Annotated in this window: 14 protein-coding genes; 5 read left to right on the forward strand and 9 right to left on the reverse strand. The window is 72.5% G+C overall.

Features of this window, described 5'->3' with window-relative positions:
• Nucleotides 1-43: 43 nt before the first annotated feature.
• Both ACFUPX_RS14905 and ACFUPX_RS14910 read right to left on the reverse strand, forming a co-directional pair.
• Entirely contained in the window at nucleotides 44-706 is a 663-nt protein-coding gene (locus ACFUPX_RS14905; RefSeq protein WP_383321010.1) for a response regulator, read from the reverse strand.
• A gap of 14 nt (nucleotides 707-720) precedes the next feature.
• Nucleotides 721-1,938 carry a sensor histidine kinase gene (locus tag ACFUPX_RS14910; RefSeq protein ID WP_383321012.1) on the reverse strand — a complete coding sequence of 406 codons (1,218 nt, stop codon included), beginning with the start codon at nucleotides 1,936-1,938 and terminating at the stop codon, nucleotides 721-723.
• Nucleotides 1,939-2,046: 108 nt separating this feature from the next.
• Here ACFUPX_RS14910 and ACFUPX_RS14915 point away from each other — a divergent pair, with 108 nt between their 5' ends.
• The 3 genes from ACFUPX_RS14915 to ACFUPX_RS14925 all read left to right on the forward strand — a co-directional run bounded on the left by ACFUPX_RS14915 (nucleotide 2,047) and on the right by ACFUPX_RS14925 (nucleotide 4,347).
• A complete protein-coding gene (locus ACFUPX_RS14915; RefSeq protein ID WP_383321015.1) occupies nucleotides 2,047-2,979 on the forward strand; it encodes an ABC transporter ATP-binding protein in 933 nt (310 codons plus the stop codon).
• A 2-nt stretch (nucleotides 2,980-2,981) separates the two neighbouring features.
• Entirely contained in the window at nucleotides 2,982-3,719 is a 738-nt protein-coding gene (locus ACFUPX_RS14920; RefSeq protein WP_383321018.1) for an ABC transporter permease, read from the forward strand.
• 145 nt (nucleotides 3,720-3,864) lie between these two features.
• A complete protein-coding gene (locus ACFUPX_RS14925; protein WP_383321022.1) occupies nucleotides 3,865-4,347 on the forward strand; it encodes a hypothetical protein in 483 nt (160 codons plus the stop codon).
• On the opposite strand, the gene ACFUPX_RS14930 is transcribed toward ACFUPX_RS14925, so the two are convergent.
• The 7 genes from ACFUPX_RS14930 to ACFUPX_RS14960 all read right to left on the reverse strand — a co-directional run bounded on the left by ACFUPX_RS14930 (nucleotide 4,325) and on the right by ACFUPX_RS14960 (nucleotide 12,864).
• Nucleotides 4,325-4,888: a GNAT family N-acetyltransferase gene (locus ACFUPX_RS14930; protein ID WP_383321025.1), complete on the reverse strand. Its 564-nt coding sequence runs from the start codon at nucleotides 4,886-4,888 to the stop codon at nucleotides 4,325-4,327. The genes ACFUPX_RS14925 and ACFUPX_RS14930 overlap by 23 nt on opposite strands.
• Nucleotides 4,879-5,958: an enoyl-CoA hydratase/isomerase family protein gene (locus tag ACFUPX_RS14935; RefSeq protein ID WP_383321028.1), complete on the reverse strand. Its 1,080-nt coding sequence runs from the start codon at nucleotides 5,956-5,958 to the stop codon at nucleotides 4,879-4,881. The genes ACFUPX_RS14930 and ACFUPX_RS14935 overlap by 10 nt, the downstream gene beginning before the upstream one ends.
• A gap of 86 nt (nucleotides 5,959-6,044) precedes the next feature.
• Nucleotides 6,045-7,037, reverse strand: coding sequence for a methylmalonyl Co-A mutase-associated GTPase MeaB (meaB, locus tag ACFUPX_RS14940; RefSeq protein ID WP_383321031.1), 993 nt, complete (start codon nucleotides 7,035-7,037; stop codon nucleotides 6,045-6,047).
• 2 nt (nucleotides 7,038-7,039) lie between these two features.
• Entirely contained in the window at nucleotides 7,040-9,250 is a 2,211-nt protein-coding gene (gene scpA, locus ACFUPX_RS14945) for a methylmalonyl-CoA mutase (RefSeq protein WP_383321034.1), read from the reverse strand.
• Nucleotides 9,250-11,100, reverse strand: a complete 1,851-nt coding sequence (locus ACFUPX_RS14950) for a methylmalonyl-CoA mutase family protein (protein ID WP_383321037.1) — start codon at nucleotides 11,098-11,100, stop codon at nucleotides 9,250-9,252. Before ACFUPX_RS14950 ends, scpA begins: the two co-directional genes overlap by 1 nt.
• A gap of 152 nt (nucleotides 11,101-11,252) precedes the next feature.
• Nucleotides 11,253-11,831, reverse strand: coding sequence for a hypothetical protein (locus ACFUPX_RS14955; protein ID WP_383321040.1), 579 nt, complete (start codon nucleotides 11,829-11,831; stop codon nucleotides 11,253-11,255).
• Between the two features lie 133 nt (nucleotides 11,832-11,964).
• Nucleotides 11,965-12,864, reverse strand: coding sequence for a GNAT family N-acetyltransferase (locus ACFUPX_RS14960; RefSeq protein WP_383321043.1), 900 nt, complete (start codon nucleotides 12,862-12,864; stop codon nucleotides 11,965-11,967).
• Between the two features lie 322 nt (nucleotides 12,865-13,186).
• Between ACFUPX_RS14960 and ACFUPX_RS14965 the strand changes: the two genes are divergently transcribed.
• On the forward strand, nucleotides 13,187-13,591 hold the full coding sequence (locus ACFUPX_RS14965) for an SAV_915 family protein (protein ID WP_383321046.1): 405 nt from the start codon (nucleotides 13,187-13,189) through the stop codon (nucleotides 13,589-13,591).
• A gap of 100 nt (nucleotides 13,592-13,691) precedes the next feature.
• Nucleotides 13,692-15,032, forward strand: coding sequence for a diaminopimelate decarboxylase (gene lysA / locus ACFUPX_RS14970; protein ID WP_383321049.1), 1,341 nt, complete (start codon nucleotides 13,692-13,694; stop codon nucleotides 15,030-15,032).
• The last annotated feature ends 22 nt before the right edge of the window (nucleotides 15,033-15,054 follow it).

A 15,054-nucleotide genomic window follows, 5' to 3' on the forward strand; every position in this document is an offset into this window, starting at 1 on the left:
CCGGCGGCACCTGACGCCCGTCGCCGCCCAGGCGCCCGCTCGGTCAGCCTGGGGCGACGAAACCGGATTCGTACGCGGCGATCACCGCCTGCGTCCGGTCCCGGGCCCCCAGCTTCGCGAGGACGGAGCTCACGTGGGATTTGACCGTCTCGACGCCCACGATCAGGTCCGTGGCGATCTCCGCGTTCGACAGGCCGCGCGCCATCAGGCGCAGGACGTCGGCCTCGCGCTCGGTGAGCGCGGCCCGCTCCAGGGCGTCCCTGGCCCGCGCGTTGCCGGGCCGCTGCCCGTACTCGCTCGCCAGCTGCCGCACCGCCGCGGGGAACAGGAGCGACTCGCCGTCGGCGACCAGGCGGACGGCGTTCACGATCTCCGCGGGGCGGGCGCGCTTGAGCAGGAAACCGTCGGCGCCCGCGCGCAGCGCCTCGTACACGTACTCGTCGTTCTCGAAGGTCGTCACCACGAGGATCTTCGGCGGGTCCTGCACCGTGCGCAGGACCGCGCGGGTGGCCTCGATGCCGTCGAGGAGCGGCATGCGTACGTCCATGGCGACCACATCGGGCCGCAGTTGGCGCACGAGCGGAATCACCGCGGCGCCGTCGGCCGCCTCGCCGACCACCTCGATGTCGGGCTGCGCCTCCAGGACGGCACGCAGACCCGCTCGTACGAGGGGTTCGTCGTCGACGAGGAGGACAGTGACCGGCATCCGGTCAGCCTAGATCACCCCAGGGGCAACTGGACGTGCACCTGCCATTCGCCCTCGTGGGGACCCGTGGTGGCCCGGCCGCCGAGCAGCGTGGCCCGCTCCCGGATGCCGCGCAGGCCGCTGCCGCCGCGGGTGGTGATCTCTGCTCCTGGGGTCAGCGCGTTGCGTACGTCGATCTCCAGGGCCGCATCGAGGACCGCGACCCGCACCCGCACCGGGACCGGCCCGGAGTGGCGCAGGACGTTCGTGAGGGCCTCCTGGAGCATCCGGTAACCCTCGCGGGACACCGGCCCCGGGACGCTCTCCAGGGGGCCCGTCACCTCGGTGTCGACCTTCGCTCCCGAGGCGCGCGCGGACTCCAGGAGGCGGTCGGCGTCGGCGAGCGTCGGCCGCTGGCTCGCGGGCCGCTCGTCCTCCCTGAGCACCCGCAGGACACGCTCCAGGTCTTCGAGTGCGGCCCTCCCGGTCTCCTCGATGGCGTCCAGCGCGCGGTCGGTGAACTCCGGGTCGGCGGCGGCCCGCGCGGCGCCCGCCTGGACGACCGCGACGGTCAGCGCGTGCCCGATGGAGTCGTGCAGTTCCCGCGCGATGCGGGTGCGCTCCAGGAGCTGTTCCGTGCGCTCCTCCAGGGCGGCGAGGCGCTCCTTGGGGGAGGGGCCGAGCAGATGGCGGGCGGCCGTGGCCATCAGCCGGCCTCCGGCCACCATGACCGCGAGGAGTACCGCGAGGGGGATGGGCATGAACAGCGCGTTCAGCGGGTTGCGGCCCGGCAGCGGAACGAACAGACCGGACGCGTCGCCGGGCTCGGACGTCGAACCCAGCAGGGCCAGCGTGATCCCCAGGAGCTGCACCGAGAAGAGGGCCGCCGCGCAACCGGCCTCCAGGCGCAGCACGGCCCACAGCGCGGTCCTGTACCGGTCGCGCCACGACGCCGAGGGAGACACCGAGATGCCGGGGTCCTTCTCGTCGCCCGGTACGCGCGCGTGCTGCCCGGGGAACAGCATCAGCCGGGCCTGCAGCCCCTCCGCCCGGCGCATCGACGGCACCAGCATGGCGACCGCCACCACGAGCGGGATCGGCTGGAGCGCGATCAGGACCCAGTCACCGGCCGAGGGACTGCTCAGACCCGGCGTGATGAACGCGGCCGTCAACGCGATGCCCGAACCGATGAGGAGGTGCAGCCAGCGCGTGTAGGTCACCGCGTGGGTGAGCGGCTTGAGGAAACGGGGCATCACGCCATCGTGTCAGCAGGGCGCGGCCGCCCGGCTCCCCCATGAGGGGGAGGCGCGATCCCCTGGCGGGGGAAGCCCAACCGCATCCCCGACGGCCAGTCTTGGCCCATGACCAGCATCGACGTCCAAGACCTCACCAAGGAGTTCGGCACCACCCGGGCGGTGGACGGACTGACCTTCACCGTCCGCCCGGGGAAGGTCACCGGGTTCCTCGGCCCCAACGGCGCCGGCAAGTCCACCACCATGCGCCTGGTCCTCGGCCTCGACCGGCCCACTTCGGGCACGGCGACGGTGGGCGGGCGCCCCTACGCGGCCATCGACGAGCCCCTGCGCCACGTGGGCGCCCTGCTCGACGCCCAGGCCGCGCACGGATCGCGTACCGCCCGCAACCACCTCCTCGCCCTCGCCGTCAGCAACCGCATCCCCGCGCGCCGCGTGGACGAGGTCCTCGAAGAGGCCGGGCTCACCAGCGTGGCGGGGCGCCGGATCAAGACGTTCTCGCTCGGGATGCGCCAGCGCCTGGGCATCGCGGCGGCGCTCCTCGGCGACCCGCGGATCGTCATGCTGGACGAGCCGTCGAACGGCCTCGACCCCGAAGGCATCATCTGGATCCGCGAGTTGCTGCGACGCCTGGCCCGTGAGGGCAGGACGGTCCTCGTGTCCAGCCACCTCATGAACGAGACGGCCACGTTCGCCGACCACCTGGTGGTCCTCGGCAGGGGCAAACTCCTCGCGGACACCTCGATGGCGGACTTCATCGCGGCGCACAGCAGCCCGCGCGTCCGGCTGCGCACGCCCGAGAGCGACCGGCTCCGGAGCCTGCTGGCCGACAAGGGGTACGTGATGGCCGAGGGGAACGACGGCCGGTGGACGGTGGACGGCGCGCAGGCCGGGGAGATCGGGTCGATCGCCGCGGGCCACGGCATCCCCCTCCTCGAACTCTCCGACGAGCAGGCCTCCCTGGAGCAGGCCTACCTCGCCCTCACGGCCGACGACACCGAGTTCGCCGCCGCCCCTTCGAAGCCCCGCCAGGAGGCCTGACCATGTCGACCAACGCCGTGCTCCGCTCGGAGTGGATCAAGATCAAGTCGGTGCGCGCCAGCCTCGGTTCATTGATCGCCGTCTTCGTGGCCACCCTCGCCATCACCGTGCTCGCGTTCGCCACGGTCGGCACGGCGGAGGCGGACAACGCCGACTACGAACCGCTCTTCGGCGCCTTCTACGCACTCAACTTCGGCCAGATCGCCGCCATCAGCTTCGGTACGACGGCGATGTCGTCCGAGTACCTGAACGGCGCGCTGCGGATCTCGCTCTCCGCGGTGCCGCGCAGAGGGCTCTTCTACGGGTCCAAGGTCGCGGTGGTGGGCGCCCTGGCCCTCGGCGTGGGGCTCTTCACCAGCTTCGTCGGCTTCCTGACCGGTCAGGCCTTCATGGGGGACTACGCCATCGGCCTCGGCCATGCGGGCGCCGTCCGGGCCTGCGTCGGCGGGGGCGTCTACCTCGCGCTCATGACGCTGCTCGCCGCGGGCCTGACCATGCTGCTGCGCAGCGGGATCGCCGTCCTCAGCATCCTCATCCCGTTCACGCTCATCGTGTCCTTCGTGGTCGGGGACGTCGCGAGCGGTGTCTCGGAGTTCCTGCCGGACAAGGCGGGACAGCAAGTGCTCCACGAGGACCCGTCGGGAATCCTCGGCCCGTGGGCGGGACTTGCCGTGTGCGCCGCATGGGCGGCGGCAGCGCTGCTCGCCGGCTGGTGGGCGGTGCGGCGGCGCGACGCGTGAGGCACCCGGTGGGCATCCGCCCGGCATGCGGCAGGCATGCGGCAGGCATCCGTGAGGCACGTGTCCGTGAGGCACGTGTCCGGATGGTGACGCCGGAGGCCTGACGGCGGGCCAGTTGTCAGTGGCGGCCGCTTTACTGGATGTCATGAGTACCGCACAGCATCTCGCCGCGATCGACCTGCTGCGCTCACGGGAATTCCCCGTGGAGCACGGCAGGTCGTCCTGCGGCACCGGCGGTCCCGGCTATCACATCGCCGAGTTACTGACCAGTGCCGACTTCTGGGAGGACGACGGCACGCGGTGGGAGGCGACAGCGGATCAGTACGACGCCGAGCGCGACGGCCTGACGGTCCTGCTCGCCCAGCGCTGGGGAGACCCGCAGATATTCAGCCTGGCGAGCCTCTTCGCGAGGTCGTCGGGCGACGAGTACGACAGCGGGGGCAGCGAGGACGGCGGGGGCAGCTCGGGCGAGGAGATACCGGAGCCGTGGGGGTCGCTGAGCGCTTCGGTGCCCGACCTCCATCTCTGGCGGGTCGACGGGCGGTGGATCGCCCTCGGCGTCTCCCAGTGGGACAAGGAACTGCCGTTCCAACTGCTCGCTGTCGTCACGGAGATAGATCCGCCGTAGCGGGCGCAGGCGGCGCAAGGGGCGCGTTCAGGGAGTGGACGCGGATGGCGCGACCGCAGTACGGATCGAGGGTGGCGCGCTCCACGCGCATGCCGAGCTTGTTCATGATCCGTTCCGAAGCGTCGTTGCCCACCTGGGCGATACTGACGATCCGCTCAAGACCACGGTCGGCGAAGCCGAAGCCGAGTGCGGCCCGTGCCGCCTCGGTGGCCAGGCCCTGCCCCCAGAAGGAGCGCCCCAGCCGCCACCCGATCTCCACCGCGGGCAGCACCTCGGGGAGGTAGTGCGGCACGGAGAGCCCGGTGAATCCGGCGAGCTCACCGGTGGCGCGGACCTCCACCGCGAAGAGTCCGAAGCCCTCGGTCTCCCACCCGTGCTCCCACTTCGCCACGGTGGACCGGGTCTGCTCCTCGCCTTCGTGGACGGAGCCGTCGCCGATCCACCGCATCACCTCGGGGTCCGAGCTGATGGCGTTCATGGGGGCGATGTCCGCCTCGCGCCAGCGCCGCAGGACGAGGCGGGGCGTCAGGATCAGGGGCATCGCGGGTCCGTCCCCGGAGCCAGGCCGAGCTCGTCGCCGTCACGCGGGGCGAAGTGCCGGGCCACCTGCGCGTCCGTCACCTGTGTGAGCTCGGCGGGGGACCAGCGGGGATCGCGGTCCTTGTCGACGACCTGGGCGCGGATGCCCTCGACCATGTCCGGCGCCGTGATCGCGGTGGCGGAGACGCGGTACTCCTGGTCGAGCACCTGCTCCAGCGAGGCGAGGGCGCGGGCCCGGCGCAGGGCGGCCAGGGTGACCTTCAGGGAGGTCGGCGACTTGCCGAGGATGGTCTCGGCCGTCTCCTTCGCCGCCCGGTCACCGCAGCCGTACAGCCGGTCGACGATCGCCTCCACGGAGTCGGCGGCGTAGCAGGCGTCGATCCACTCGCGGTGGGCGGCCAGTTCGCCCTCGGGCGGGGCGGTGGCGAACTCGGCGACCGCCTCGCCCACCTCGGTGTGGGCCAGCGCGGCGGTGAACTCCGGGAGCCGATCGGAGGGGACGTAGTGGTCGGCGAGGCCGCACGACAGCGCGTCGGCGGCGCCCACCGCCGAGCCGGTCAGCGCGAGGTGGGTGCCCAGTTCGCCGGGCGTCCGCGTCAGCAGATACGTACCGCCGACGTCCGGCACGAAGCCGATCCCCGTCTCCGGCATGGCGATCCGGGAGCGCTCGGTGACGATCCGCACGCTGCCGTGCGCCGAGACACCGACTCCGCCGCCCATCACGATGCCGTCCATGACGGCGACGTACGGCTTCGGGAAGCGGGCGATGCGGGCGTTGAGCCGGTACTCGTCGCGCCAGAAGGCCAGGGAGGCGGCGCCGCCGCCCGCGCGGATGTCGTCGTGAATGGACCGGATGTCGCCACCGGCGCAGAGCCCTCGGTCACCCGCTCCGGTGAGGAGGACGGTGCTGACGTCGTCCGCCCGCTCCCACGCGGAAAGGGCCTCGTCCAGCAGGCGGACCATCGTGTGATTCAGCGCGTTGATCGCTCGGGGACGGTTGAGCGTGATGTGTCCCGTGCGGCCCTCGACATGGAGGAGGACTGGGGCGTCGGAGTTGCCTGCTGGTGTCATGGGGCAAACCTAGACCGCCGCTTCGCGGCGGATGTTTCCCACCCACCCGAATACCCCGCAGCACATCCTCGACGTAGGACACCCCTCTAGCCGCCCCCCTGAAACGCCCCCAGAATCCGCTCCGCCGCCATCGTCGCCGTCAACGTGCCCTCCCGCACCCGCTGCTCAAGGCCAGGGGCCAGCTCCCGCACGGCCTCGTGGCCCCGCAGCCGGTCGAGCAGCTCGTCCCGCACCATCGTCCACGTCCAGTCGACCTGCTGGTCGCGCCGCTTGGCCGCCAGGCGGCCCGTGGAGTCCAGGAGCGTGCGGTGCTGCTCCAGGCGGTCCCAGACCTCGTCGAGGCCGCTGGACTCCCGCGCGCTGCAGCTGAGCACGGGCGGCGTCCACGCGGCGTCCGCCGGGTGCATCAGCCGCAAGGCGCCCGCCAGTTCACGCGCCGCCGAGCGCGCGTCACGCTCGTGCGGACCGTCCGCCTTGTTGATGGCGAGGACGTCCGCCAGTTCCAGGACGCCCTTCTTGATGCCCTGCAGCTGGTCGCCCGTGCGGGCCAGGCTGAGCAGCAGGAACGAGTCGACCATGTTCGCGACCGCCGTCTCCGACTGGCCCACGCCCACCGTCTCCACGAGCACCACGTCGTAGCCCGCCGCCTCCATCACCACGATCGACTCGCGCGTCGCCTTCGCGACCCCGCCGAGCGTCCCGGCGGTCGGTGACGGGCGCACGAACGCCGCCGGGTCCACCGCGAGGCGTTCCATCCGCGTCTTGTCGCCGAGGATCGAGCCGCCCGTCCGGGAAGACGACGGGTCGACGGCGAGCACCGCCACCCGGTGCCCGAGTCCGGTCAGCATCGTGCCGAGCGCGTCGATGAACGTGGACTTGCCCACGCCGGGCACCCCGCTGATGCCGATCCGCCGCGCCCGCCCGCTGTGCGGAAGCAGCTGGGTCAGCAAATCCTGGGCCAGGACCCGGTGCTGGGGCCGTGTCGACTCGACGAGCGTGATCGCCCGTGCGATCTGCGCCCGCTTCCCGTCGAGTACGCCCTTGACGTACGCGTCGATGTCGATCCTCGGCGCCGCCATGCTCACAGCTCGTGGCCGAGGTCGGCCGCCAGCCGCTTCACCAGGTCGTACGCGGCGTCCGGGATCACCGTGCCGGGCGGGAAGACGGCCGCCGCGCCCATCTCGAGGAGGGTCGGCACGTCCTGCGGCGGGATCACACCGCCGACCACGATCATGATGTCCTCGCGGCCCTCGGCGGCGAGCTCCGCGCGCAGCGCCGGTACGAGCGTGAGGTGCCCGGCGGCGAGCGACGAGACGCCGACGATGTGCACGTCCGCCTCGACGGCCTGGCGCGCGACCTCCGCCGGGGTCTGGAAGAGCGGGCCGACGTCCACGTCGAAGCCGAGGTCGGCGAAGGCGGTGGCGATGACCTTCTGGCCGCGGTCGTGGCCGTCCTGGCCCATCTTGGCGACCAGGATGCGCGGACGGCGCCCCTCGGCCTCCTCGAAGGTCCCGACGAGCGTGCGGGTGCGCTCCACGGACGGGGACGAGCCTGCTTCGGTGCGGTACACACCGGAGATCGTACGGATCTGCCCCGCGTGCCGCCCGTACGAGGTCTCCAGGGCGTCGGAGATCTCGCCGACCGTCGCCTTCGCACGGGCCGCGTCGACCGCGAGCGCGAGGAGGTTGCCCTCAAGACCCGGACCGGGGCTCCGCCCGGCCGCCTCCGTCAGCGCCCGCAGCGCGTCCTGGCAGGCCGTCTCGTCGCGCTCCTCGCGAAGGCGCTTCAGCTTGGCGATCTGCTGGTTGCGTACGGAGGAGTTGTCGACCGCGCGGACGTCGATCTGCTCGTCGGTCTCCACGCGGTACTTGTTCACGCCGATGACGGGCTGGCGCCCCGAGTCGATCCGCGCCTGCGTGCGCGCCGCGGCCTCCTCGACGCGCAGCTTCGGGATGCCCGCGTCGATGGCCTGCGCCATGCCGCCCGCCGCCTCGACCTCCTCGATGTGCTGCCAGGCGCGGCGCGCCAGGTCGTGCGTCAGCTTCTCGACGTACGCACTGCCGCCCCACGGGTCGATCGTCCGCGTCGTGCCCGACTCCTGCTGGATGAGCAGCTGGGTGTTGCGGGCGATGCGCGCGGAGAAGTCGGTGGGCAGCGCGAGCGCCTCGTCGAGGGCGTTCGTGTGCAGCGACTGGGTGTGGCCCTGTGTCGCCGCCATCGCCTCGACGCACGTACGGGTGACGTTGTTGAACACGTCCTGCGCGGTCAGCGACCAGCCCGACGTCTGCGAATGGGTGCGCAGGGAGAGCGACTTGGCGTTCTTCGGGTCGAACTGCTTGACCAGTTTCGCCCACAGGAGGCGCGCCGCGCGGAGCTTGGCGACCTCCATGAAGAAGTTCATGCCGATCGCCCAGAAGAAGGAGAGCCGCGGCGCGAACGCGTCGACGTCCAGGCCCGCTTCCTGACCGGCCCGCAGGTACTCCACGCCGTCCGCGAGGGTGTACGCCAGCTCCAAGTCGGCCGTCGCGCCCGCCTCTTGGATGTGGTAGCCGGAGATCGAGATGGAGTTGTAGCGCGGCATCTTCTGCGAGGTGTACGCGAAGATGTCGGAGATGATCCGCATCGAGGGCTTGGGCGGATAGATGTAGGTGTTGCGGACCATGAACTCTTTGAGGATGTCGTTCTGGATGGTCCCGGCCAGCTTCTCCGGAGCCACGCCCTGTTCCTCGGCGGCCACGATGTACAGCGCGAGCACGGGAAGCACCGCGCCGTTCATCGTCATCGACACCGTCATCTTGTCCAGCGGGATGCCGTCGAAGAGCTGACGCATGTCGTAGATCGAGTCGATCGCCACGCCCGCCATGCCGACGTCACCCGTCACCCGCGGGTGGTCGCTGTCGTAGCCGCGGTGGGTCGGCAGGTCGAAGGCGACCGAGAGGCCCTTCTGGCCCGCAGCGAGGTTGCGGCGGTAGAAGGCGTTGGACTCCTCGGCGGTGGAGAAGCCCGCGTACTGCCGGATCGTCCAGGGCTGGTTGACGTACATCGTGGGGTAGGGGCCGCGCAGATACGGCGCCACACCCGGATACGTCTCCAGGAAGTCGAGGCCCTCAAGGTCGGCGCCCGTGTACAGCGGCTTGACCGCGATGCCTTCCGGGGTCTCCCACAGGAGGTCGTCGTCGGCCTTGCCGGTGGACTCCTTGACGGCGCTGCGCCACTGGTCCTTGGAGACGGTAGAGGCCTCGGACGGGACGTCGGGCGTCAGACCGACGCCGGAGAAGTCGGGGATCGCCATTACGCCACTCCCATGTGGTCGAGGGTGGAGGAGAGCACGGACACGGCGTCGCAACCGGCGAAGACGTACGCGTCCACACCGCTGTGCTCGGCGGGCCGACCCGCGAGGAACACTCGCTGCGCGCCGGCTGACGTGAGTGCTTCGGCGACCGCCTCGGCCTGCTCCTCGTAGAGCGCGTCGCTGGAGCAGAGGCACGCCACCGCGGCTCCGCTGGCCTTGAAGGCGTCGGCGGCCGTCGTCGCGTCCACCGACACCGGGTCGTGGACGGCTTCGACGCCGCCCGCCTGGAAGAGGTTCGAGGCGAAGGAGGCGCGCGCGGTGTGCGCGGCGGCGGGGCCGATCGCGGCCAGGAACACCTTGGGGCGAGCGCCCGTCGCTGCGAGATGGGCGTCCGAGCGCGAGCGCAGGATCTCGTACGCCTCGTCGCGGCGCACGCGCGGCAGGCCGCCGGTCGCCTCGGCGGGCGAGGCCGCGCGCTCGACCGTACGCTCCGTCAGATTCGGGAACTCGCTGACGCCGGTGATCGGTTCGCGCCGCTTGGCCAGCTTCTCGCTGCGCTTGGCCCAGGTGGCGGCGAGGCGCTCACCGATCAGGCCGGAGCGCAGGGCCGCCGCCTGGCCGCCCGCGCGCTCGATCTCCTGGAAGAACTCCCAGCCCGCGTGGGCGAGTTCGTCCGTGAGCCGCTCCACGTACCAGGAGCCGCCCGCCGGGTCGATCACGCGGGCGAGGTGCGACTCCTCCAGGAGGATCGTCGAGGTGTTGCGGGCGATGCGGCGCGCGAACGCGTCCGGCAGGCCGAGCGAGTGGTCGAAGGGCAGGACGGTCACGGAGTCGGCGCCGCCGACGCCCGCGCCGAGGCAGGCCACCGTCGTCCGCAGCATGTTCACCCACGGATCGCGGCGCGACATCATCACCGGCGAGGTCACGGCGTGCTGGCGCTGGGCACCCGCGTCCGGCGCTCCGCAGACCTCGGCCACGCGGGCCCAGAGCCGCCGCGCCGCCCGGAGCTTGGCGATGGTCAGGAACTGGTCGGCGGTGGCCGCGTACCGGAACTCGAGCTGGGCGCAGGCCGCTTCGACCGTGAGCCCGGCCTCGGTCAGCTCGCGCAGGTAGGCGACCGCCGTGGCGAGCGAGGCGCCGAGCTCCTGCCCGGCCGAGCCGCCCGCCTCGTGGTAAGGCAGGGCGTCGACGGTCAGCGCGCGGAGGTTGGGGTACTCCTGCTCGCACCGCCGGGCCAGTGCGACCGCGGCGGCGGGGTCGAGCCGCTCACCGGTGCGGGCCTCGTGGCCGAGGGGGTCCGCGCCGAGGGTGCCGTGCGGCGCGTCCTTGGCGATGCCCCGCTCCTCGTAGAGGCGGAACAACTCAGCTGCCGCGGGCCCGACTTCACTGCCCGCGTCCAGGGCGAGGGGCGCCAGGTCGAGGAAGACGCCGTCGAGGGCGCGCTCGATGCCGGACACCGGGAGCGCGCCGGGGCCCACGCCGAGCCACAGCGAGGTGACGCCGTTCTCCAGGTCCGCGAGCACGGTCTCGTTCGTACCGGCGGGGTCCGCGGTCGCATGCCGCTGTCGTACGTCCCAGCCGGCCGCGGCACTGCCTGCGGCGGTACCGCCCCTGACAAAGGGGGCGAAGCCCGGGAAACCGGCGTCGGGCGCGGCTTCTCGGGAGGTGTACAGGGGGCGGGTGCTGAGCCCGTCCTCGAGTGCGGTGGACAGCGCTTCCTCGGCGGCCGGCCCCGATACGTCCTTACCCGATTTGCGCAGCACGCCTTCCACCAGGCGCTGCCACTGCTCATGGGTCGCATCAGGGAACTCGGCGGCCAGGGAAAGCCCGTCGTCAGGCAGGACCGTCATGGGCATGATGCTAGGGCGGAACCCCTGGCACCCGGTGCCGTTTAGGGCTGTGACCTTGGCCTCTCCCGGACGCTCTTGATCGCGACCGGGCGGGCGGCTACGGCGGGGCGGGGCTGGGCCCCGTGGCTCCCTCTCCGGCGCCATCCCGGCCATCACTCCAGGCCAGATGCCTTGAAGACGCCCTCGGCCGCGGCGCGGTCGATCCGTTCCGAGAGGCGTCGCAGCGCGGTCGCCCCGCACCGGAGCGAGCCCCTGGCGACCGACACGCGGGCGCCCTCGGCCACGAGGTGCCAGAGCGCCGGATTGACGACGAGCACCTCGGGGTCGAGCACGACCTTGCCACCGGACGCGTCCCGCAGGGCCAGCCGCGGTGAGATGCCGTCGCACCGGCGCACCGCCACGAGCCGGTCGAGCCGCACCGACCGGGCGCGGAGTGGGCCGCGCGAGACGAGCGTCATGTCGTACGCGGCCACGCGCGGCGGCGTCAGCACGGCGAACAGCAGTACGCCGAGCCCCAGCCAGCACGACGCGCGCCCGGCGGTGAGCCGCCAGCTCGCCGCGTCGAGCGCGAGCAGCAGCCCGAAGAGCAGGAGGGAGCAGGCCGCCGCCGAGCGGGCGTCACCGGCCCAGGTGCTGTCGTGCGTCCACGGCCGGTGTTCCGTGGGCCGCGGCTTCGTAGGGTCGCCGGGGGCGCGCCGTTCGGGGCGCGTCAGGCGTCGGGCCATGAACATGAAGGCGACGCTAGGGACCCCGGCGGGAGGGCGATTGCGCCGCGCCGAACCTTGACGCGGTACTGACGCGGCGTACGAGGACTCATACGCGGGCCTGATGGACCTCGCCGACCTCACGGGGCCCACGGGCCGGTCAGGGCGCGCTGTCCAGCGGCAGGGGCTGCGTGGGGCGGGGGAGCGGGCCGACGGTGGTCGCGGGGACCGCCGTCCAGGGGAGTGGTGTCGTCGTCTTCGGCGCGGGCCGCACGGATGGCACGGACGGCACGGACGCTCTCCCGGTGACGTAATGGACGTACTCCCGCTGGAGCCGGAACCCCGCCGTCCAGGCGAGCAGCCGGCTCGGCCGGTTGTCGCGCGCGCAGGACCAGCTCGCGGTGCGGCCCCGGGCGGCGATGTCCCCGCACAGGGCGGTGACACAGGCCAGGGCGAGGCCCTCGCGGCGGTGCTCGGGCGCGGTGACGACGGCGACGTCCTCGTACGCGTCCCCGGCGAAGTAGCCGCAGGCGACGGAGGCGATCCGGCCGTTCCGGTCGAAGGCGGCCCAGCCGTGGCCCGAAGCGGCGAGACCCTCGGCGCCGCCCCAACTGTCGTGGATCCAGGCGGTGTCGGGAACCCCCTCGGTGAGCGCGGCGAGCGCGGGCGCGTCGGTGCCGACCAAGCGGCGCACGGTCGTGTCCCGCGGCGGCGCGGGGGTGGACGCGGACGCCGGTTCGGCGTGGACGTAGAGCATGCGCTCGGCGGGCACGATGCGCTCGAACGCGGCGCCGAGCACGGGAAGGAACCGGGCCAGGGCCTCGACGTGGCTGCCGGCGAAGGGAGCGAGCCCAGCGGGGTCGACGGCTTCCGGGGCGCCGCGCAGCAGGACGTGCCCCGCGCAACTGACCGCCACGACCCGGGGATTCAACGCCTGGTCCGCCCACCACGTGCCCACACCGGTGGTGAAGGCGTGCTCGGGCAAGGAGGCGGTACCGGGAGCCCCGGCGGGGAACCAGCGGGCGAGCGCGGGCAGCTTGCGGGGCGAAAGCTGGATCACGGGACGGTCCTCCAGAGTGTGATGCGGCGCAGGGCGCCCGGGGCGGCCTGCGCGGCTCAGTCATCGGAGTGTGACGCATCCACGCGAGTCCTGGAGACGCCGAGGGTGATCTCCGGGTGATCCGCCGCAGTTCGGCCGCGTCAGCGTCGTGTCAGCGCGGGCCCCGTCAGCGTCAACATCGCGTCATGGAGGGGCGGGAGGCACCCGGTGCCGGGCATAGCGTCACCAAGGACACGAACGCCACGAGCGACTCGATGCCACGAGCGACACGAGTGACACGAACGATCCCGAACAAAACAGGATCCTCAAGGAGGAATCCCCCATGGCAGAGCTCCAGTGCGGCGAGGACCCCGAGCCCTCCGAACCCGGCCCGGCCGGACCGCTCTTCGTCCCCGTCCGGCCGGGACCCGCGGGCTGCGTCGCCCGCCTGTTCCGCACACCCGTCGGCGGCCGTACCGCCGTCGCGTTCACCACCCCGCAGCGCCTCGGCGCGGCCCTCGGCGCCCGCCAGGCCTGGATCAGGCTCTCGGAACCCGCGCTGCGGGCCCTCACCGAGCCGCTCGGCGTCCACGAAGTCACCGTCGACCCGCGGCTCGCCGCACACCCCGTCGGCGCGCCCGAGCGGCGTACCCGCGCCTGGCGCGAGTGGGACCCGCAGGCGGTCGGAGCGCTGCGTGTCACCGGGGCGGCGGCGCTGGTCGGCGCCCTGACCACCTGGATCGGCTGAGGCCGCGAAAGCGGAACAGGACAACAACCAGGTGCCAGGACCAGGGCCAGAACCAGGACCAGGACCACGCACCAGGACGAGGCGAAGAGAGACCCTGCCCATGACCACCCTGCACGAACCGGTGACCCCGGATGCCACCGCCGACGACGACCTGTCCGTCTGGCCCGCGTCCACCGCGCGTCTCGCCCACGGCGACCTCGCCATCGGCGGCGTACCGCTCACCGAGATCGCCGAGCGCTTCGGCACCCCGGCCTACCTGATCGACGAAGGCGACGTACGGACACGTTGCCGCACCTACCTGCACGCCTTCCCCGGCGCCGAAGTGCACTACGCGGCCAAGGCGTTCCTGTGCCGCGCGATGGCCCACTGGGTGGCGGACGAAGGGCTCGGCCTCGACGTCTGCTCCGCCGGGGAGCTGGAGCTCGCCGTCACCACGGGCTTCCCCGCCGAGCGCATCGTGCTGCACGGCAACGCCAAGAGCCCGCACGACCTGGAGGCCGCGCTGCGGCTCGGCGTGGGGCGCATCGTCATCGACAGCGCCTCCGAGATCGCCAGGCTCGCCGCGGCCGTGCCCCCGGGCAGCCGCCAGAAGGTGATGGTCCGGGTGGTGCCGGGCATCGCGGCGGGCGGCCACGCCAAGATCCGCACCGGGACCGACGACCAGAAGTTCGGCCTGTCGATCACCGACGGTTCGGCGCAGCACGCCATCGCCCGCATCATCGACCAGCCCGGCCTCGAACTGACCGGCCTGCACTGCCACCTGGGCTCGCAGATCACCACCGACAAGCCCTTCATCGCCGCCGTGCGCAGACTGGTCGGCCTGATGGCCCGCATCAAGGACCAGCACGGTGTCACGCTCCCCGAGCTGGACCTCGGCGGCGGCCACGGCGTCGCGTACCGCCCCGGCGACGAAGCCCTCGACATCACCACGCTCGCCCGCAAGGTGCGCGCCGAGCTGATCGGGAGCTGCGCGGCGGCAGGCCTTACGGTGCCCAGGCTGCTGATCGAACCGGGGCGCGCCATCGTGGGCCCCGCGGGAGTGGCCCTCTACCGCGTGCTGGCCGTCAAGCGCACCAGCGGGCGCACCTTCGTCGCCGTGGACGGCGGGATGAGCGACAACCCGCGGCCCGCGCTGTACGGCGTGCGGTACGTGCCGCGCCTGATCGGCAGGCGTTCCACGGTGCCCTCCGCACCGGTGACCGTCGTGGGCAGGCACTGCGAGGCGGGCGACGTCCTCGCCTCCGACATCGAACTGCCGGGCGACGTGCGGCCGGGGGACATCCTGGGCGTGCCGGTGGCCGGTGCGTACCACCTGTCGATGGCGTCGGGCTACAACCTCGTCGGACGCCCGCCGGTGGTCGCCGTGGCCGAGGGGCACGCGCGCCTCCTGGTGCGGCGCGAGTCGCTGGAGGACTTCCGCAGCAGAGACGTCGGCCTGTAGCCGACGCGCGCCCATACAGACA

It is taken from the genome of Streptomyces sp. NPDC057302 (assembly GCF_042667685.1).
GTDB lineage: Bacteria > Actinomycetota > Actinomycetes > Streptomycetales > Streptomycetaceae > Streptomyces.

Coding starts and splice junctions, on each gene's coding strand:
- ACFUPX_RS14935 (WP_383321028.1), bottom strand. CDS start 5,958: ATGACACCAGCAGGCAACTCCGACGCCCCAGTCCTCCTCCATGTCGAG.
- ACFUPX_RS14915 (WP_383321015.1), top strand. CDS start 2,047: ATGACCAGCATCGACGTCCAAGACCTCACCAAGGAGTTCGGCACCACC.
- ACFUPX_RS14920 (WP_383321018.1), top strand. CDS start 2,982: ATGTCGACCAACGCCGTGCTCCGCTCGGAGTGGATCAAGATCAAGTCG.
- ACFUPX_RS14910 (WP_383321012.1), bottom strand. CDS start 1,938: ATGCCCCGTTTCCTCAAGCCGCTCACCCACGCGGTGACCTACACGCGC.
- ACFUPX_RS14930 (WP_383321025.1), bottom strand. CDS start 4,888: ATGCCCCTGATCCTGACGCCCCGCCTCGTCCTGCGGCGCTGGCGCGAG.
- ACFUPX_RS14905 (WP_383321010.1), bottom strand. CDS start 706: ATGCCGGTCACTGTCCTCCTCGTCGACGACGAACCCCTCGTACGAGCG.
- meaB (WP_383321031.1), bottom strand. CDS start 7,037: ATGGCGGCGCCGAGGATCGACATCGACGCGTACGTCAAGGGCGTACTC.
- ACFUPX_RS14925 (WP_383321022.1), top strand. CDS start 3,865: ATGAGTACCGCACAGCATCTCGCCGCGATCGACCTGCTGCGCTCACGG.
- scpA (WP_383321034.1), bottom strand. CDS start 9,250: ATGGCGATCCCCGACTTCTCCGGCGTCGGTCTGACGCCCGACGTCCCG.
- lysA (WP_383321049.1), top strand. CDS start 13,692: ATGACCACCCTGCACGAACCGGTGACCCCGGATGCCACCGCCGACGAC.
- ACFUPX_RS14955 (WP_383321040.1), bottom strand. CDS start 11,831: ATGTTCATGGCCCGACGCCTGACGCGCCCCGAACGGCGCGCCCCCGGC.
- ACFUPX_RS14965 (WP_383321046.1), top strand. CDS start 13,187: ATGGCAGAGCTCCAGTGCGGCGAGGACCCCGAGCCCTCCGAACCCGGC.
- ACFUPX_RS14950 (WP_383321037.1), bottom strand. CDS start 11,100: ATGACGGTCCTGCCTGACGACGGGCTTTCCCTGGCCGCCGAGTTCCCT.